This is a genomic window from Janthinobacterium sp. BJB401, from assembly GCF_013372745.1.
Lineage (GTDB): Bacteria > Pseudomonadota > Gammaproteobacteria > Burkholderiales > Burkholderiaceae_D > Janthinobacterium > Janthinobacterium rivuli.
On record NZ_JABXFH010000002.1, the window covers coordinates 1 to 17249 of the forward strand.

General features: G+C 63.8%; 16 protein-coding genes. 6 read left to right on the forward strand and 10 right to left on the reverse strand.

The genetic code is table 11. The features are described from left to right. The 4 genes from gspE to HWE17_RS01725 all read left to right on the forward strand — a co-directional run. Nucleotides 1-1358, forward strand: a 1358-nt coding sequence (gene gspE / locus HWE17_RS01710; protein ID WP_176387628.1) for a type II secretion system ATPase GspE, incomplete at its 5' end; no start/stop codon positions are given. Nucleotides 1359-1368: 10 nt separating this feature from the next. Continuing rightward, nucleotides 1369-2589 carry a type II secretion system inner membrane protein GspF gene (gene gspF / locus HWE17_RS01715; RefSeq protein WP_176387629.1) on the forward strand — a complete coding sequence of 407 codons (1221 nt, stop codon included), beginning with the start codon at nucleotides 1369-1371 and terminating at the stop codon, nucleotides 2587-2589. 15 nt (nucleotides 2590-2604) lie between these two features. Then, nucleotides 2605-3168 carry a type II secretion system protein N gene (locus HWE17_RS01720; protein WP_099401234.1) on the forward strand — a complete coding sequence of 188 codons (564 nt, stop codon included), beginning with the start codon at nucleotides 2605-2607 and terminating at the stop codon, nucleotides 3166-3168. A gap of 58 nt (nucleotides 3169-3226) precedes the next feature. Next, nucleotides 3227-5479, forward strand: coding sequence for a patatin-like phospholipase family protein (locus HWE17_RS01725; protein ID WP_176387630.1), 2253 nt, complete (start codon nucleotides 3227-3229; stop codon nucleotides 5477-5479). On the opposite strand, the gene HWE17_RS01730 is transcribed toward HWE17_RS01725, so the two are convergent. Further along, the gene (locus HWE17_RS01730; RefSeq protein WP_035823864.1) at nucleotides 5452-6231 is read right to left on the reverse strand and encodes a helix-turn-helix transcriptional regulator; all 780 of its coding nucleotides are present in this window, start codon (nucleotides 6229-6231) and stop codon (nucleotides 5452-5454) included. The genes HWE17_RS01725 and HWE17_RS01730 overlap by 28 nt on opposite strands. 167 nt (nucleotides 6232-6398) lie before the next feature. Here HWE17_RS01730 and HWE17_RS01735 point away from each other — a divergent pair, with 167 nt between their 5' ends. Further along, nucleotides 6399-7013, forward strand: a complete 615-nt coding sequence (locus tag HWE17_RS01735) for an outer membrane protein (protein ID WP_176387631.1) — start codon at nucleotides 6399-6401, stop codon at nucleotides 7011-7013. Nucleotides 7014-7081: 68 nt separating this feature from the next. Here HWE17_RS01735 and HWE17_RS01740 read toward each other — a convergent pair whose 3' ends face one another. From HWE17_RS01740 to HWE17_RS01775, 8 genes are all read right to left on the reverse strand, one after another. Further along, the gene (locus tag HWE17_RS01740; protein ID WP_034753063.1) at nucleotides 7082-7276 is read right to left on the reverse strand and encodes a hypothetical protein; all 195 of its coding nucleotides are present in this window, start codon (nucleotides 7274-7276) and stop codon (nucleotides 7082-7084) included. 17 nt (nucleotides 7277-7293) lie between these two features. Continuing rightward, nucleotides 7294-8649, reverse strand: coding sequence for an ATP-dependent protease ATPase subunit HslU (gene hslU / locus HWE17_RS01745; protein ID WP_035828527.1), 1356 nt, complete (start codon nucleotides 8647-8649; stop codon nucleotides 7294-7296). A 38-nt stretch (nucleotides 8650-8687) separates the two neighbouring features. Continuing rightward, nucleotides 8688-9224, reverse strand: a complete 537-nt coding sequence (hslV, locus tag HWE17_RS01750; RefSeq protein ID WP_035823869.1) for an ATP-dependent protease subunit HslV — start codon at nucleotides 9222-9224, stop codon at nucleotides 8688-8690. A 223-nt stretch (nucleotides 9225-9447) separates the two neighbouring features. Continuing rightward, nucleotides 9448-9900: an RNA polymerase-binding protein DksA gene (gene dksA, locus HWE17_RS01755; protein ID WP_034753066.1), complete on the reverse strand. Its 453-nt coding sequence runs from the start codon at nucleotides 9898-9900 to the stop codon at nucleotides 9448-9450. Between the two features lie 481 nt (nucleotides 9901-10381). Then, nucleotides 10382-11470 (reverse strand): GTP-binding protein, encoded by a 1089-nt coding sequence (locus tag HWE17_RS01760; RefSeq protein ID WP_176387633.1) that lies wholly within the window; start codon nucleotides 11468-11470, stop codon nucleotides 10382-10384. A 135-nt stretch (nucleotides 11471-11605) separates the two neighbouring features. Beyond that, nucleotides 11606-12553 carry a tyrosine recombinase XerC gene (locus tag HWE17_RS01765; RefSeq protein WP_176387634.1) on the reverse strand — a complete coding sequence of 316 codons (948 nt, stop codon included), beginning with the start codon at nucleotides 12551-12553 and terminating at the stop codon, nucleotides 11606-11608. 7 nt (nucleotides 12554-12560) lie between these two features. Then, nucleotides 12561-13238 carry a DUF484 family protein gene (locus HWE17_RS01770; protein WP_035823876.1) on the reverse strand — a complete coding sequence of 226 codons (678 nt, stop codon included), beginning with the start codon at nucleotides 13236-13238 and terminating at the stop codon, nucleotides 12561-12563. A 179-nt stretch (nucleotides 13239-13417) separates the two neighbouring features. Then, nucleotides 13418-14452, reverse strand: coding sequence for a porin (locus HWE17_RS01775; protein ID WP_176387635.1), 1035 nt, complete (start codon nucleotides 14450-14452; stop codon nucleotides 13418-13420). 413 nt (nucleotides 14453-14865) lie between these two features. On the opposite strand from HWE17_RS01775, the gene HWE17_RS01780 reads away from it, so the two are divergent. Continuing rightward, on the forward strand, nucleotides 14866-16368 hold the full coding sequence (locus HWE17_RS01780; protein ID WP_176387636.1) for an SEL1-like repeat protein: 1503 nt from the start codon (nucleotides 14866-14868) through the stop codon (nucleotides 16366-16368). 11 nt (nucleotides 16369-16379) lie between these two features. Here the strand turns inward: HWE17_RS01780 and dapF are convergent, their stop codons facing one another. After that, a complete protein-coding gene (gene dapF / locus HWE17_RS01785; protein WP_176387637.1) occupies nucleotides 16380-17243 on the reverse strand; it encodes a diaminopimelate epimerase in 864 nt (287 codons plus the stop codon). Nucleotides 17244-17249: the final 6 nt, after the last annotated feature.

Genomic DNA, 17249 nt, shown 5'->3' on the forward strand with positions numbered 1-17249 from the left:
TCGACGGCGCCCCCGTCGAGGTGCTGGTGGCCGCATCGACGGCGCCGGCGGCGATCGCCGAAGTGTCGCGCCGTTTCGGCCAGATCCAGCTGACGGTGCTGCCGCGCGGCGAACTCGATGCGGCCATTGCCGGCGCCTACGCGGGCGGCGGCGGCGACGCCTCGCAGATGGCCGATGAATTCGACGCCGACCTGGATCTGACCAAGCTGCTGCAGGACGTGCCGGCCATCGAGGATTTGCTCGAATCGTCCGACGACGCGCCCGTCATCCGCATGATCAACGCCTTGCTGACGCAGGCGCTGCGCGAAGGCGCGTCCGATATCCACATCGAGCCGTTCGAGCAGACCTCCGTCGTGCGCTTCCGTATCGACGGCAGCCTGCGCGACGTGGTGCGCCCCCGCAAGGCCATTCACGGTTCGCTGATTTCGCGTATCAAGATCATGGCGCAGCTCGACATCGCGGAAAAGCGCTTGCCGCAGGATGGCCGCATCACCCTGCGCGTGGGCGGCAAACCCGTCGACGTGCGCGTCTCGACCCTGCCGACAGGGCATGGCGAACGGGCCGTATTGCGTTTGCTGGACAAGGAAGCGGGCCGCCTCGACTTGCAGCACCTGGGCATGAGCGCGCCCATGCTGGGGCAGTTCGACGGCTTGATCACGCAACCGCATGGCATCGTGCTCGTCACGGGCCCCACCGGCTCGGGCAAGACGACGACCTTGTACGCGGCGCTGTCGATGCTCAACGCCACCACCACGAACATCCTGACGGTGGAAGACCCGATCGAATACGACCTGGCCGGCGTCGGCCAGACGCAGGTCAACCCGCGCATCGACATGACGTTTGCCAAGGCCTTGCGGGCGATTTTGCGGCAGGATCCGGACGTGATCATGATCGGCGAGATCCGCGACCTGGAAACGGCGCAGATCGCCGTGCAGGCCTCCTTGACGGGCCACCTGGTGCTGGCGACCCTGCACACGAATGACGCTTCGGCGGCCGTCACGCGCCTGCTCGACATGGGCATCGAACCGTTCCTGCTGTCCTCGTCCTTGCTCGGCGTGCTGGCGCAGCGCCTGGTGCGCAAATTGTGCGGTTCGTGTAAAACCTTCGATGGCGAGTACTGGCAGGCGGTCGGCTGCGAGCATTGCGGCCAGACGGGCTACCAGGGGCGTGTCGGCGTATATGAACTGCTGCGCACGACGGAGCAGATCCGCGCGCAGATCCACAACCGCGCGTCGGAAGCGGAAGTGCGCGCGGTGGCCCTGCAGGACGGCATGACGAGCATGCGCGACGACGGCGAACGCTGGCTGCGCGACGGCACCACCACGCAGGCTGAATTGCTGCGCGTGACCAAAGACTAGGCCCGCCACCATGCCCGCATTCCGTTATGAAGCCGTCGACGCGCAAGGGGCCACCCGCAAGGGCGTGCTCAATGCCGACAGTCCCCGTTCCGCGCGCGCCGAGCTGCGCGTGCAAGGCCTGGTGCCGCTGGCCGTCGAACCGATCGCCGCGCAGGTCGACGCCGCCGGCGTCACCAAACGGCGCGGCTTCGGCGAGCGCCTGTCCAGCACCGAACTGGCCCTGTTTACGCGCCAGCTGGCCAGTTTGCTGGAAGCGGGCCTGCCGCTGGAGCAGGCCTTTTCCGCCTTGCTGGAACAGGCCGAGCGGCCGTATCTGCGCGATCTGATCGCCTCGATCCGCTCGGAAGTGATCGGCGGCGCCGCGTTTTCCGACGTGCTGGCGCGCCATCCGCGCGATTTCGCGGAAATTTACCGGGCGCTGGTGGCGTCGGGCGAGCAGATCGGCCATCTGTCGCGCGTGCTCTCGCGCCTGGCCGACTACATCGAGCGGCGCAATGCGCTGGTGCAGAAGGTCAAGCTGGCCTTTACGTATCCGGCCATCGTCACGGTGGTGGCGTTTTCCATCGTGATCTTCCTGCTCACCTACGTGGTGCCGCAGATCGTTTCCGTATTTGCCAACACCAAGCAAAAGCTGCCCATGCTCACCGTGATCATGCTGGCGCTGTCGGACTTCGTGCGCAACTATGGCCTCATCGTGGCCGTGATCCTGGTTGGCGCCTGGTTCGCCTGGCGCCGCGCGCTGCAGCAGCCGGCCCTGAAACGGCGCTGGCATACCTGGCTGCTGACGGCGCCTTTGTACGGCAAGTTCGAGCGCAGCCTGAACACGGCGCGTTTCGCCAGCACCCTGGCCATTACCACGGGGTCCGGCGTGCCGATCCTGCGCGCGCTCGACACGAGCCGCGACACCTTGACCAATGTGGCGATGCAGGAACTGGTGGCGGACGCCAGCGGCGCCGTGCGCGAGGGCGTCAGCCTGGCGCGTGCGCTGTCGGCGCAAAAGCATTTTCCGCCCATGCTGATTCACATGATACGCGCCGGCGAAATCACGGGCGAGCTGCCGGCCATGCTGGAACGCGCCGCCAGCGCGCAGGAGCAGGACCTGGAACGCCGCACGCTCACCATTGCGGGCCTGCTGGAGCCGGCCCTGATCCTGGCCATGGGCGTGGTGGTGCTGCTGATCGTGCTGGCCGTGCTGATGCCGATTATCGAAATCAATCAGCTCGTAAGATAAGAATCCAAGGAAGCCATGAAGCGTTTGCCTCAAGTTACAAGTTTGCTCGCCGTCGTGGCGCTGTCCGTGTCGCTGGCCTACTGGGCCATGCAGCTGTTCAAGGCGCCGCAACGCCCCATCAATCCGCCCCCCAATCCGGTGGTGCAGGATGCCAGCGTGGAGGCGGGTGCTTCGCTGTTCGGCGGCCAGGTCAGCGTGGCCACGGCCAGCAACTACCAGCTCAAGGGTGTGGTGGCCGCCGGCAATGGCCGCGGCAGCGTGGCCATCATCTCGACCGATGGCAAGCCCTCCGTGGCCTTGCCGGAGGGGGCCGAAGTGGTGCCCGGCGTGACGGTGCTGGAAGTGCATGCGCGCCACGTGCTGCTGCGCGATGGCGGCGTGAGCAAGCGCATCGACCTGGTGGCCGACGACAAGGCGCTGGCCTTGCCGGGGCCGGTGTCCGCCACCCCGACGCCGGCCGCGGCTCCTGCACCGGCATCGAACCTGGTGCCGCCGCCGCTGCCGATGGAGCAGCAGCGGCCGGCGACCATGATGCCGGCGCCGCAAGTGAGCGGCAGCGTGCCGCCGCCGTCAAACTAACGCTGTTTTTATCGTATTTTGCCGATGGCGCCATGCCGCCATCGCCACAGGAGTCTTCATGTTCTCGATCCGTGCCGTCCTGGCGGGCTGCGTGGCGGCGCTGTGCGCCTTGCCGCAAGCCGGCGCCGCCGCCGACGTCCCCGCCGCTACGTCTTCCCCTGTTTCCACCGTCGCCGTTCCCGCGCCGGCGCGTCCGCGCATCGCCCTGGTGCTGTCGGGCGGCGGCGCGCGGGGCCTCGCGCATATCGGCGTATTGAAAGTACTGAAGGAGCTGCATGTGCCGATCGACATGGTGGTCGGCACCAGCATGGGTGGCGTGGTGGGCGGCGCGTATGCGGCCGGCGCTTCCGTGGCGGACCTGGAAAAGATGGCACGCGAGACCAACTGGGCGCGCGTGGTGGCCGACCGGCCGCCGCGCGACGAACTGGCGTTCCGCCGCCGCGAGGAAGATTTGCTGCTGCCGTCGCGCATCGAGTTTGGCACCAGCCGCAACGGCATTTCCACGCCGCCGGCGGCGGCCAGCAATGCGGCGCTGGAAATGGCGCTGAACCGGCTGCTGCCGGCCGGCATGCGCGACCGTCCCGCCAGCCAGCTGCCGCTGCCTTTCCGTTCGGTGGCGTCGGACCTGGTCAATGGCGAGCTGGTGGAGCTGGTCGATACGCCTTTGTTCCTGTCGATGCGTGCCTCGCTGGCCGTGCCGGGCGTGTTTGCGCCCGTGCGCGTGAACAACCGGCTGGTGGTCGATGGCGGCCTGGTACGCAATCTGCCCGTCGACATGGCGCGCGCCATGGGCGCCGACATCATCATCGCCGTCAACGTGGGCACGCCGCTGGCGCCGGAAAAAGACCTGGGCAGCGCCATCGGCGTGGCGCAGCAGATGCTGCAAATCCTCACGGAGCAGAACGTGCAGCGCTCGCTCAAGGAATTGCGTCCGCAGGATATCCTGGTGGCGCCCGACCTGACGGGCGTCAGTTTCCTCGACTTTGAAAACTATGCGCGCGCCATGCGTGCCGGCGAGCAGGCGGCGCAAGCCTTGGCCGCCCGTCTGGCGCCACTGGCCCTGCCGCCGGAACAGTATGCGGCGCGCGAGCAGCTGCGCCTGGCGGCGCCGGCCCTGCTGGACGTGGCCCTGCCGCTCACGCGCCTGGCCGTGGAGAGCGAAGGCGAGATCAATCCACGCATCCTGCAGGCGCAATCGGGCCTGGTGGAAGGACAGTCGGTCAGCCAGGAAGATGTGCTCAAGGCGGCGGCCAGGCTGTATGGCCGCGGCGATGTGGCGCGCGTGGAGACGGACGTGGTCGACGCGGGCGACCAGCGCACGGTGAGCATCAAGGCCGTCGAGGCACCATGGGCCAGCAACCGCCTGCGCGTGGGCCTGGAACTGGCCAGCGATTTCAGGGACAGCAATAACTTTGCCCTGAAGCTGCTGCACGTGCGCTCGAATCTGAACAGCTGGGGCGGCGAGTTGCGCAGCACGGCGCAGATCGGCAATGAACGCGGCTATGGGGTGCAGTTCTGGCAGCCGCTGGGCGCCGGCAACCCGTGGTATATCGCGCCGCAGTTGCAGTACACCTCGTCAGCCATGGATGTGTTTGACAAAGGCCGGCGCAGCGCGCGCCTGGCCTATAACGGCCAGACGGCGGCACTGGTGCTGGGACGCCAGTTCGGTACCTGGGGCGATCTGCAGTTCGGCGTCGCTCGTACGGAAGTCAAGGGCAGGCGGGCGATTCCGGCCGACCCTACGCAACCGGAATCGCGCGCGCTGGGCACCACGCAGTTCGTGCGATTTCGCGCCGATACACTCGATTCGCCGGGCTTTCCCACGCGCGGCGCCCTGCTTGAGGCCATCTGGACGCGCGATACGACCACGGGGGTGGGCGAGGCGGCCCTGGGCCAATCGTCCATCACGGGCCTGAAGGCCTTTGGCCGTGGCAACTGGGCCGGTCACGTGTATGGCGAATGGGCGCGCTCGCAGCGTGACGAAGCGCCGCTCAATCTCGGTGGTTTCCTGCGCTTGTCCGGCACGGAATTTGAATCGGTGAGAGGACGCAGTATCGCCTTCGCGCGCTTCGTGATGGCGCGCCGCATCGGTTCCCTGCCCAGCACCCTGGGCGGCGTGGTGCGGGCCGGCTTTTCGCTGGAGATGGGCGGCGGCTTCGATCAGAGCGAGCGCTGGAAAAGCAGCAAATTCACTCAGGCCAGCAGCGCCTTTGTGTCCGTCGATACGCGCTTCGGTCCCGTATATGTGGCGGCGGGCGCGACCAAGGGTGGCGAGAGCACGCTCTATCTGTTCCTGGGACCGGTCTGGTAGGGCGCCGCGGGGGCGGCCGTGCTGCGGCGCAGGGCCGTGAAGGCGGCAAATTCCCATGAGCGAAAGCCCAGCAGCAGGGTAAAGCCGTCGCGCTCGGCGGGTGCCAGGCGCCGGTCGTTCTGGTGCAGGCGCGCCAGTTCCTCGGCCAGCTGGCGGATCTTTTGCACCAGTTCCTGCGCGCTCGACAGCGACAGGCGCGCCGGGATGCACATCAGGGTTTCGCCAGCGCCGTCAAAATGCCCGCTGAAATAATCGGCCACCACGTGTTCGCGGAAGTACTGCTGCACCGGACCGTCGGCCAGCCAGTGGAAGGCGTTCGAGACGCGCAGGCTGTAGCGGTTCAGCGGCTTGAGTTCGATCAAGCCCAGCCGGTCCAGCTCGGCCAGGCAGCCGATGCATTCGGCCTGCGTCAGCGCATACGTTTCCACCACCTGCTCCAGGCTCCAGTGGCCGAGGCAGCAAATCGCCACCAGCAGCAGGCGCGGATGCGCCACCAGCGACCTTTCCTGCACCAGGGTGAGCGTGTCGGCATGCGGCGTGATGTCGGCCGCGCCGCGCAGCACATCCTCCATGGCGATGCCCGAGGCCTTGCAGATCAGGGCCAGGCGCGACAGCGACATGTCGTGCTGGCCAAACATGCGCTTGACGCTCGATTCGCTCATGCCGATGCGTTCGGCCAATACCTTGTACGTGATGCCGGCGGCGCGCAGTTGGGTGCGCAGCACGCGCAAAACCAGTTCAGGTGAACTCACGATAGTTCCTTTATGCAAGTTTGGTAGCGGATGACGGTACCGAATGTAGCCGTAAATGGCACTTTGCACAAGATGATAGTACTTTTCTGCAAAAGCGATGACACTCCCGCTTGTGGCTCGCGCAGCGCGCTACAACCAGGCAATCCATCCACTTGTAGAGGTTATCCATGTTCTCCAAATTTCATTTTTCAGCAGCGCTGCTGGCGCTGGCCGCCATCGCCCCCCTGCATGCCGCCGCCGCCGAACCGACACCGGGTCCGTTCTATGCGGGCGCCAGCTATGGCTTTCGCGCCAGCACCGGCCTCGATTGCATCGCCGGACAAAGCGATTGCGACAAGAGCAGCAAGCGCAATGGCAAGGCCTACCTGGGTTACAGTTTCGACGCGCTGCCGTTTCAGGGCGGCGTGGCCCTGCCTTCGATTGAGCTGGTGGGGTATATGGGTGGCGAGGTCAAGTCCGGCTTCGACACGGAAGCCGGCAAGCGTGCGGGCCGCGGCAAGTTCACGGGCCTCGGCATGCAGGGCGTGCTCGGTTACCAGTTTGACGCGTTTACACTGAGCGGGCGTGCCGGCGCGGCCTACACGCAGGGCAAGGTCGATTATCTGGGCGGCGGTTCGGACAAGAAGAGCAAGATTGGCCTGACCTACGGCATCGGCACGGCGTATGCGCTGAACCAGAATTGGTCGCTGCACCTCGACTGGGACCGCGTGCCGGTCAAGTACAACAGCAAGCAAACGACCAAGGTCGACATGTTTTCGCTGGGCGCGTCCTACCGTTTCTAAGGGGATGCTGCTGCGGCACAGAGTGGCCTGATGGCGGACGCCCCCAAAATGGGGTGTCCGCGGGCGGCCTATTTGTCTGTTTCCACCTTCAACAGCAGTTTCGCCAGCAGGCGTTTTTCCTGCTGGCGCTGGCCTGACACGGTTTTCACGTGCGCCCCGGCGGCGCGCTGCAGGGCGGCAGTGGCGACCGGGTTGCGCGGTTTTTGCGAGGGCTCGACGCGGAACTGCATTTTCTGCCGCGTCGCCAATGCCTTGTTTGCCATCGGTTCCCCCTTCCTTCTTACAGCACGTAGCGCGACAGGTCCTCGTTGACCGACAGCGCTTCCAGGCGTTCGTTGACATACGCGGCGTCGATCACCAGCAGGTTTTCCGTGGTGCTGCTGCCTTCGCTGGCCGTAAACGACACTTCTTCCAGCAGCTTTTCCATCACCGTGTGCAGGCGGCGCGCGCCGATGTTTTCCGTGCGCTCGTTTACCGAATAGGCGATTTCGGCCAGGCGCGTGATGCCTTCCGGCGCGAACTGCAGTTTCAGGTTTTCCGTCGCCAGCAAGGCTTCGTACTGCATCGTCAGGCAGGCGTCGGTGCTGGTGAGAATGCGCTCGAAGTCCGAGATCGACAGCGATTCCAGTTCCACGCGGATGGGGAAGCGCCCCTGCAGTTCCGGGATCAGGTCCGACGGTTTCGATAGGTGGAAGGCGCCCGAGGCGATGAACAGGATGTGGTCCGTGCGTATCATGCCGTACTTGGTGTTGACGGTCGTGCCCTCGACCAGCGGCAGCAGGTCGCGCTGCACGCCCGCGCGCGAGACGTCGGCGCCGCCGGACTCCGAGCGCGAGGCGATCTTGTCGATTTCATCGAGGAAGACGATGCCGTTCTGCTCGACGTTCTGGATGGCCTTCTGTTTCAGCTCATCTTCGTTGAGCAGCTTGGCCGCTTCTTCCTCGACCAGCAGTTTCAAGGCTTCGCGGATCTTGACCTTGCGCGCCTTCTTGCGCTGCCCGCCCACGCCCGAGAACATGGACTTGATCTGTTCCGTCATTTCTTCCATGCCCGGCGGCGCCATGATTTCCATCTGCGGGCCTGCCTCGGCCAGCTCGATCTCGATTTCCTTGTCATCGAGCTCGCCCTGGCGTAAGCGCTTGCGGAAGGTCTGGCGCGTGCTGTCGCCGCTGCCGCCCGTATCCACAGCCGCGGCCGTATTCGGCGTGAAGCCGAAGTCGCGCGCCGGCGGCACGAGGATGTCGATGACGCGGTCTTCGGCCGCATCTTCGGCGCGTGCGCGCACCTTCTTCATTTCCAGCGCGCGCGTCTGCTTGATGCCGATGTCGATCAGGTCGCGGATGATGGTGTCGACGTCGCGGCCCACATAACCGACTTCCGTGAATTTGGTCGCTTCGATCTTAATGAACGGCGCCTCGGCCAGCTTGGCCAGGCGGCGCGCGATTTCCGTCTTGCCGACGCCCGTGGGGCCGATCATGAGGATGTTCTTGGGCGTGATTTCATGGCGCAAGGGCTCGGCCACCTGCTGGCGGCGCCAGCGGTTGCGCAGGGCGATGGCGACGGCGCGCTTGGCCTTGGCCTGGCCCACCACGTGCTTGTCGAGTTCGGTAACGATTTCCGACGGGGTCATGTTCATGATCATAGTTGGCTTTCTATTCTGTGCTCGGGGGACGCTTATTCCAGCGTCTCGATGATGTGCGACATGTTCGTGTAAATGCACAGTTCCGCGGCGATGGTCAACGATTTCTTGACCACCTCGGCCGGCGACAAGTCCGTGTTTTCCTGCAGCGCCTTGGCGGCCGACTGGGCATAGGTGCCGCCCGAGCCGATGGCGCCGATGCCGTCTTCCGGCTCCAGCACGTCGCCATTGCCCGTGATGACCAGGGTCGACTCGCTGTCGGCCACCAGCAGCATCGCTTCCAGGCGGCGCAGCACGCGGTCGGTGCGCCAGTCCTTGGCCAGTTCGACGGAGGCGCGCAGCAGATTGCCCTGGTGTTTTTCCAGCTTGCCTTCGAAGCGGTCGAGCAAGGTAAAAGCGTCGGCGGTGCCGCCGGCAAAGCCGACCAGGACCTTGCCCTGATACAACTTACGCACTTTGCGGGCCGTACCCTTCATGACGATGTTGCCGAGCGTTACCTGGCCATCGCCGCCCAGGGCGACTTGCTTGCCGCGCCGGACGCAGAGGATGGTGGTGCCGTGAAATTGTTCCATAGTGACCTCAAAAGATTCGTGCCGATGCGTGCAAGGCCATGCGATTGCGCGCCCATGCTACAAAAGTGGGGATGGAAAAGGCAATTGCAAGCGGCACTTGCCGCTGCAGTGCCTGCTTCAGTGTAGTCGGCGCGGGACGAAAAAAAAGCACGCAACCAAAGGTTGTGTGCTTTTTTATGCGCCATCGCGCAGCCGCCGGGGCGGCCGCGCAAGGGGAGGGTGATCAGTCGCCGTACAGCTTTTGCTTCAGTTCGCGCCGTTGCTGGGCTTCCAGCGACAGGGTGGCGGTCGGACGGGCGATCAGGCGGGGGATGCCGATAGGCTCGCCCGTTTCTTCACACCAGCCATAGTCGCCGGCGTCGATGCTGGCGATCGATTGCTGTACTTTCTTCAGCAATTTGCGCTCGCGGTCGCGCGTGCGCAGTTCCAGCGCATGCTCTTCCTCGATGGTGGCGCGGTCGGCAGGGTCCGGGACGAGCACGGTTTCACGCAAGTGTTCCGTGGTTTCGCCGGCGTTTTTCAGCAGGTCTTTTTCAAGCTGCTGCAGGCGCGCCTTGAAGAATGCCAGTTGTGCCGGATTCATGTAGTCATCTTCGCTCATGGCGCGAATTTGGTCTTCGCTGATGAGTGGGATGTCTTGGTTGGCGGCCGGGGTCGATTTATTAGTTTTGGTCATAACTTCGCTTACCTTCGATACGACAGAGTTTTCAAATTGATCAGTTGATGCGGCGATACCGAGCAACTGTACAGGTTCCGCTTGGCATTGCTGTCCCGCTGTACTGCGTGCGACCTTGGCTTGCCGGCGTAAGCCAGGACTACCGGCCGGCTAAGGTGCCATGTTGATAACTTTTTACCGCTCTATGCCAGTCGCGCTATGCGCGCGTCAACAGGCGTGTTGGGTGGATCGGTTGCATGCCTGGCATGCGGCCAGCGGCAGTTTGCCAGCATTTCATGACAGGCGAACGACATGGGCCGTTTTCGTCGCTGATTTTGGCACGCTTTGCTTTATATTGCCATCCCGATTTGTTGACTAGCCGATCAGAAACGGCTACTTGTTGGTTTCTACCAGCAAGATGGGTGTCGGACAGCGGGAAAGCGTGCTTAACTTTCCCTTTTGTTTCTGCTTTGCAACGGGTACTTTGCAAAACCCGGCTAGTTTATACCAAACATTGTTCGAGTCCGCGAATAAAAATGTCTTTTGGTAGATTCTTGCCAATAAACACCATTTTGCTGCCACGCACTTCGTTTTCGCCCCATTTGGCGCCCAGGTCGCTGCCCATTAGCTGGTGCACGCCTTGAAACACCACCTTGCGCTCGGCGCCCTGCATCAGCAGCACGCCCTTGTAGCGCAGCATGCGCGGGCCATACACTTGCACCAAGCCGCCGAGGAACTCGTCGAGCTTGGCGCTGTCGAACGGTTGCGTACTTTTGAAAACAAAGGCGGCGATATCGTCGCTGTGCTGCGCATGGTGGTGGTCGGCATGGCCGCAATCGGTGGCGCAGGCCGCAGTGTGCTCATGCTTGTGTTCATGTGCGTGCTCATGCTTGTGCTCATGTGCATGGTCATGATCGTGCACATGCGCCGTTTCCGTGGCGAGGAAATCCGGGTCCAGTTCCAACTTTTCATTCAGGTTGAAACCGCGGATGTCGAGCACTTCGGCCAGCGGCGCGCGGCCGAAATCGACCTTGGCGATCGGGGCGCGGGGATTGATGCGCTTCAAACGGCGCGTCAGGATGTCCACGGCCTCTTCACTGACGAGGTCGGTTTTCGACAGCAGCAGCTTGTCGGCAAAGCCTACTTGCCGCTGGGCTTCCTCGTATTCGTCCAGTTGCTTCATGGCATGACGGGCATCGACCACCGTGATGATGGCGTCGAGCATGTAGTGGCTGCCCACTTCCTCGTCGACAAAGAAGGTTTGCGCCACGGGGCCGGGATTGGCCAGGCCCGTCGTTTCGATCACGACGCGGTCGAAGGCCAGCAGGCCGGCCTCGCGCTTGCGCGCCAGTTCCGTCAGGCCCACGATCAGGTCGCCGCGCACGGTGCAGCAGATGCAGCCGTTGTTCATCTCGATGATGTGTTCGTTGCTATCCTGCACCAGGATTTCATTGTCGATGTTTTCCTGGCCAAACTCGTTTTCGATCACGGCGATGCGCATGCCATGGTCTTCCTGCAGTATGCGGTTGAGCAAGGTGGTTTTGCCTGCGCCCAGGAAACCGGTGAGGATGGTGGTTGGAATCAGTGCCATGAGAGATGCCTTGTAATCGGTGGTGCCGCCGCGCAAGCGGAAGAATGCGGACGATTATGCCGGAATTTTGCAAAAGCTTGCAAATGCGCGCCGATCCGCTTGATATGGATCAGGCTGGCCAGCGGGTGCGGCTGCCTACTTGAGCTTGGCGCGCGGGTGCGCCTGGTCGTACACGTGCGCCAGGTGCTGGAAGTCGAGGGCCGTGTAGACCTGGGTCGAAGTGATGCTGGAGTGACCCAGCATTTCCTGCACGGCGCGCAAGTCGCCCGACGATTGCAGCACGTGCGAGGCGAACGAGTGGCGCAGCACGTGCGGGTGCACGTTGGCGGGAATCTCGGTGGCCAGCGCGTGCGCCTTCAGGCGCAGCTGCAGCACGCGGGGCGAGATGCGCGTGTCGCGCGTGCTTAAAAACAAGGCAGCACTGCCATCGGCCGCCGGCGGGCGCACGCCCAGCCAGGCAGTCAGGGCCACGAGCGCCGCCTTGCCGACCGGCACCTTGCGCATCTTGCTGCCCTTGCCCGTGACGATGACTTCGAAGCTGGCCATGTCGAGCCAGCCCAGCGAGGCGGGCTGGCCATTTTCCGCCTTGCAGTAATGGGTGTCCAGGCTGGTCAGTTCGGACACGCGCAAGCCGCTGGAATACAGCAGTTCGAACATGGCGCGGTTGCACAGCTGTTCCGGTTCGGCCGCGCCTTGCTGGTGTTGCGCGGGCGCCACGAGGCGCACGGCGTCGTCCACCGACAGGGCTTTGGGCAAGGTTTTGGCCCGCTTCGGGGCGCGGATGCCGTCGACGGGATTGGCGTCGAGCGTGGTCTCGCCGCTGAGCCAGTTGAAAAAACCGCGCCACGACGACAGCTTGCGGGCGATCGAGCGCGGGTCGAGGCCGCCGGCGTGCAGCTTGGCCGTGTAGCGGCGCACTTCGTTGTGCGCCAGCGCCGTCCAGGGCGTATTGCCGCTCAGTTCCAGCAAGGCGCGCAGGTCACGCCCGTAGGCGTCGAGCGTATGCGGCGACAGCTTGCGCTGCGTGGCCAGTTGCGCCAGGTAGGCGTCAAGCCACTCGGCCTTGCCGCGCACCGCGTTCATGGCTGACTCAGGCAGGCGAGCCGGCGCGCAGCGCGGCCAGGGCGGCGCTGGCTGTGGCGCCGATATGCACGAGGAAATCCGTGCCCATGCTCGAGGTAAAGCGTTCGCTGTCGGGCGAACCGAGCACCAGCAGGCCGAAGGTGCCCGTGGTGTTCGGGGCGCGCAGGGCGATCATGACGGTCGATTCGATCTTGTCAGCTTGCAACCAGTGCACGGCTTCGAAATCGCGGTTGCTGCCGCAGTACGGGGTTTGCAGGCTGTTGGCGAACATGCGCACGTCGGCCGTGACATCTTCCGTGAACCAGCCGTCGGCGTGTTCCGGCAGCACTTGCCACAGGCGCAGGCTGACGTAAGGCACGTCGAAATTGCTTTGCAAGGCATCGACCAGCACGCGCGGCATGTCCGCATCGTTGCGCACTTGCAGCATGGCCTGGTTCCAGCCGTGGAACTTGCTGGCGATGTCGCCATTTTCCTCGGCCACACGGCTCAGCTTGGACATGCGCAGTTCCAGCGCCTTGTACTTGTCGCGCATCACTTCCATTTGCCGCTCCTGCAGCGAGATGGTGCGTCCCGTCAGCGGACTGCTCAGCTTGACCTCGCCGAGCAGGGCGGTATGCTCTTCGAAGAAATTCGGGTGCTCGCTCAGGTACTGGGCGACGGTGCTGGAATCGAGTGTGGCGGTCATTGAGAATATCTGTCAGTGAAAGTTGAACACTTCATTCTAACCGAGAGTGCGCCGGCATAGGCGCAAAGGGGACGGTAGCGATGCATTTTCCGCGCGCCCATGAAAAAAGCGGCATGGTTGCCCATGCCGCCTTGTACTCCTGGTTCAGCAGTCACCCGCGGAGGGTGACTGGCCGGCCATTAGAAGTTGTGATGCAAGCCCAGACCGATGTAGGTCTTCGACACAGCATCCTTGCGGTTCGAGATGTCCGCGTACAGGTAGGTGCGTTTCGACAGGTTGTAGTCGTAGCCCAGCGATGCTTGTTTGGTTTTGGTCACGCCGTCTGGCGTTTTTTGACCGTAGCCAGCGCGAACCTTGCCTGGGCCGACGTCGTAGTTGGCGCCAACCAGCCATGCTTTGGTGTCGGTGTTGATGATCTTGAAGTTGCTGTCATCCTGATGCTGGTACGACGCCATCAGTTTCAGTTCCGTTACCGGATTGAACGATGCGGCAACCGACCACAGCTTGGCTTGCACGCCATTGCGCTCATATGCGGCCATACCGGCGAACTGGCCGTAGTTGTACGTGGCCGAGACCGAGTACGGATTCGACTCTGGCGCGGCATTGGCAGCCACCGGGTAGTTGTTGGCTGGTGGCGTAGCTCCAGGTCCAGGGAATGCCGGATTGTTATTGGCTTCCTTGGCGGCGACAGTGGCGTTGAACTGGAAGCCGCTGATGACTGGCGAGTTGTAGAACACGGCATTCGAGAAGCGGTTACGCGAGTTGCCGGTTGCGCTCAGCGGATCGCTGCTGTAGGCGGCCACCGTGATGTCGGTCTGGAAGCCGGCTGGCGTAGGCATGCCCGACCATGGTTCGAACGCGGTGCTCGATTCCTGGAAGGCGGTCAGGCCGCGGCCCAGACGCACCATACCGAAGTTGCCTTGCAGGCCGACGCGGCTTTGACCCTGGAACAGCGGACGGGAGTTGCTTTCCAGCGTACCCGTATCGGATTCATAGCGAATTTCCAGTTGGAAAATAGCTTTCAAGCCATTGCCCAGATCTTCCGTGCCTTTGAAACCCAGCTTGTTGTTGTCGCGCTTGGTGACAGCGGTGCTCGAACCGGTCATTTTGCCCAGGCCAGCATCGATCGTGCCGTAGATTTGGACGGACGACTGCGCTTGTGCGGTTGCGGCAAAGGCGCCGAAGAGTGCGAGGGCAACGAGTGATTTTTTCATGTCTTATTCCCTATTAAAAGTGAGTTCCGTCCGAGATCCGAGCAGATTGAAACACGCTAACTGTCGCGTTTCGATGAATGAACCTTAATTCGTCGGCGCGCAAGACGTGCGGGATTGGTCAAATATGCGTGAAAAGATTGGTGAAAAGCGGCATAACTGCATGCCCCTGTTGTATTTTTGTAACGCGCGGTTTCTGCCGATCCTGCGCCGATGGCAAGCGTTTCCCCATCGCCACGGTAGCTGCGCATTGTGATATTGGCATGTCAGGGCTTGGACATTGTTGCGGTGAATCAAGTTCTTGAGGCCGCTTTGGCGGATTTATGACACAAGGACGTTACACTAAGGGAAGGCCTGCATTGATGGGCCTGGAGACGGCTCACTCATTAGAATCATTGACTCAATATCGAGAATCGATGGCAAATCGCGAAACATTAGGATTGATCAAGGGAGCGCGCGCGGGCGATGTGGCTTGCCAGCTGGCGTTGGGACGCGTGTATCTGTTTGGGCAGGGAGTGCCGCAAAGCCTGCCGACCGCCTTGCACTGGCTGGCGCGGGCGGCCCAGGAGGATAGCGCGGAAGCGTGCTTGCTGATCGGCACGCACGTGCCGTTCGAAGTGGCGCAACCGTCGGCCAAGGTGCTGATCCCGTATTACGCGCAGGCATTCGACGCGGGCCTGGTGCAGGCGGGGCTGGTGCTGGCGCAGCTGGTGCTGGGCAATGCCGCCAGCCACAGTGAAGCCTTGCGCGCCAAGGCGCGCGTGGCACTGGACGCCGCCGTGCGCGCCGGCTTGCCCGATGCGCAATGGTTGTTATCCATGCAAGAGGGATCTTCCGCAGCCTGCGGGCCGGACACCAGCGCCGCTGGCGAGAAATCCATCGATGGCGACGCGCCGCTGCATGCCTGGCTGGAGCAGGCATGGAGCCAGGGCAACCATGCGGGCTTCCTGTCGCAAGGCTTGCCGCTGGCGCGCGAGCTGCTGCAGCGCCAGGCGGCCGCCGGGGCGCGCACGATCACCCTCGACGCGCAGCAGGTGCTGTTGCTGTCGCGTTGCGCCCAGGCCCTGGCGCCTGGCGGCGATGCAGAGGGCTGGCAGTGTTGCGAGCTGGCCGCGCATGGCGGCGACCGTACGGCGCAGCTGGAGCTGGGGCTCGGCTATGCGCGCATGGATGCGCATGGCCAGCGCCTGGCCACGCGTAACGGCGCGGCCAATTTCAAGCGGGCCGTGCGCTGGCTGACCCAGGCTGGCGAGCAGGGTCTGGCCGAAGCCTGGTTCGTGCTGTCGCGCATCTACACGAAACCGGAATTTTCCCAGCGCAATGTGGTCGAAGCCCATTCCTGCCTGGAGCGTGCCGCCGACCTGGGGCATGGTCCGGCCCAGCTCGAGTGCGGCATGCATGCCTGGCGCAATCGCCGCGACGGCGTCAACAACGATGTGCGGGCCGCGTACTGGCTGCTGCAGGCGCAGGCGCAAGGCAGCCGTGAAGCGGAGGCGGCGCTGGCGAAGATCGCGCCGCAAGGCGAACCCGGCGACTGGGGCCAGTGCGCCGCCTTGCACGCCGATGGGCATTTGCGGCAACTGGGCCAGAGCCACCCCCTGCTGGCGGCACGGCTGGCATTGGCGCGCTGCTTTCATCTGTCGCGTGCCGAGGCGCTGCTGCTCGATATCCATGCGGCCGATCAGGGGCATTGTCTGTTGATCGATATCAGCGCCACACATGGACGCGGCAAGCGGCGCCTGGTGCTGATCCGCACGGCGCAGGAGCGCCAGCTGCTCGATCAGGCGGTGCGTTTGTTCGAGCGCGTCGATTGCGGCGTGGCGGGGCCGGAAGGCAATTACCGGCAGCGCCTGTACCGCCTGAAGTGCTACCTGGCGGAACTTGATGTCGCGCAGGAACAGCAGTTCCTGGCGGCATGATGCAGCGTTGATTACAGCTCGATCGTGCCTTCGAACACGGTCACGGCCGGACCCGTCATCAGGACGGGCTGGCCGGGGCCTTGCCAGGCGATCGACAGTTCGCCGCCGCGCGCGCTGATGCGCACGGGGGAGTCGAGCAAGCCGCGCAGGATGCCGGCCACGGCGGCGGCGCAGGCGCCCGTGCCGCACGCTAGGGTTTCGCCCGCGCCCCGTTCAAACACGCGCAGTTTCACATGATGACGGTCGACGATCTGCATGTAGCCGGCGTTGACCCTGCGGGGAAAGCGCGGATGGTGCTCGATGCGCGGGCCCGTCACTTCCAGGTCTTGCGCATCGACATCGTCGACCACTTGCACGGCGTGCGGGTTGCCCATCGAGACGACGGACACCAGCACGGGAGAGGGTTGACCCGGCAAGGCCAGGTCCAGCGGCCAGACAGTGTCGTTGCCTTGCGCTACACCGTCCAGACCGAGGGCATCGAAGGGTACCAGCGCGGGTTCGAGCACGGGCGCGCCCATGTCGACCGTGATGCTGCCGTCGAGTTCCAGGCGCGGCGCGATGATGCCGGCCATGGTTTCCACGCGGATGCTGTCCTTGGTCGATAAGCCCTTTTCGCTGACGAATTTGACGAAGGCGCGCGCGCCGTTGCCGCATTGCTCGACTTCGCCGCCATCGTTGTTATAGATGCGGTAGCGGAAGTCGCAGCCGGGCAGGCGCGGCTTTTCCACCACGAGGATCTGGTCGGCGCCGATGCCGAAACGGCGGTCGGCCAGGCGCTGCCACTGGGCCGGCGTGAAGTCGATCTCTTGATGGATGGCGTCGATGACGATGAAGTCATTGCCGGCGCCATGCATTTTGGTAAATTGGAGTTTCATGGTCTG

Bases quoted from the DNA above. Each gene is read 5' to 3' on its own strand.
- gspF (WP_176387629.1), top strand. From the start codon at position 1,369: ATGCCCGCATTCCGTTATGAAGCCGTCGACGCGCAAGGGGCCACCCGC.
- HWE17_RS01720 (WP_099401234.1), top strand. From the start codon at position 2,605: ATGAAGCGTTTGCCTCAAGTTACAAGTTTGCTCGCCGTCGTGGCGCTG.
- HWE17_RS01725 (WP_176387630.1), top strand. From the start codon at position 3,227: ATGTTCTCGATCCGTGCCGTCCTGGCGGGCTGCGTGGCGGCGCTGTGC.
- HWE17_RS01735 (WP_176387631.1), top strand. From the start codon at position 6,399: ATGTTCTCCAAATTTCATTTTTCAGCAGCGCTGCTGGCGCTGGCCGCC.
- HWE17_RS01740 (WP_034753063.1), bottom strand. From the start codon at position 7,276: ATGGCAAACAAGGCATTGGCGACGCGGCAGAAAATGCAGTTCCGCGTC.
- hslU (WP_035828527.1), bottom strand. From the start codon at position 8,649: ATGAACATGACCCCGTCGGAAATCGTTACCGAACTCGACAAGCACGTG.
- hslV (WP_035823869.1), bottom strand. From the start codon at position 9,224: ATGGAACAATTTCACGGCACCACCATCCTCTGCGTCCGGCGCGGCAAG.
- dksA (WP_034753066.1), bottom strand. From the start codon at position 9,900: ATGACCAAAACTAATAAATCGACCCCGGCCGCCAACCAAGACATCCCA.
- HWE17_RS01760 (WP_176387633.1), bottom strand. From the start codon at position 11,470: ATGGCACTGATTCCAACCACCATCCTCACCGGTTTCCTGGGCGCAGGC.
- HWE17_RS01765 (WP_176387634.1), bottom strand. From the start codon at position 12,553: ATGAACGCGGTGCGCGGCAAGGCCGAGTGGCTTGACGCCTACCTGGCG.
- HWE17_RS01770 (WP_035823876.1), bottom strand. From the start codon at position 13,238: ATGACCGCCACACTCGATTCCAGCACCGTCGCCCAGTACCTGAGCGAG.
- HWE17_RS01775 (WP_176387635.1), bottom strand. From the start codon at position 14,452: ATGAAAAAATCACTCGTTGCCCTCGCACTCTTCGGCGCCTTTGCCGCA.
- HWE17_RS01780 (WP_176387636.1), top strand. From the start codon at position 14,866: ATGGCAAATCGCGAAACATTAGGATTGATCAAGGGAGCGCGCGCGGGC.
- dapF (WP_176387637.1), bottom strand. From the start codon at position 17,243: ATGAAACTCCAATTTACCAAAATGCATGGCGCCGGCAATGACTTCATC.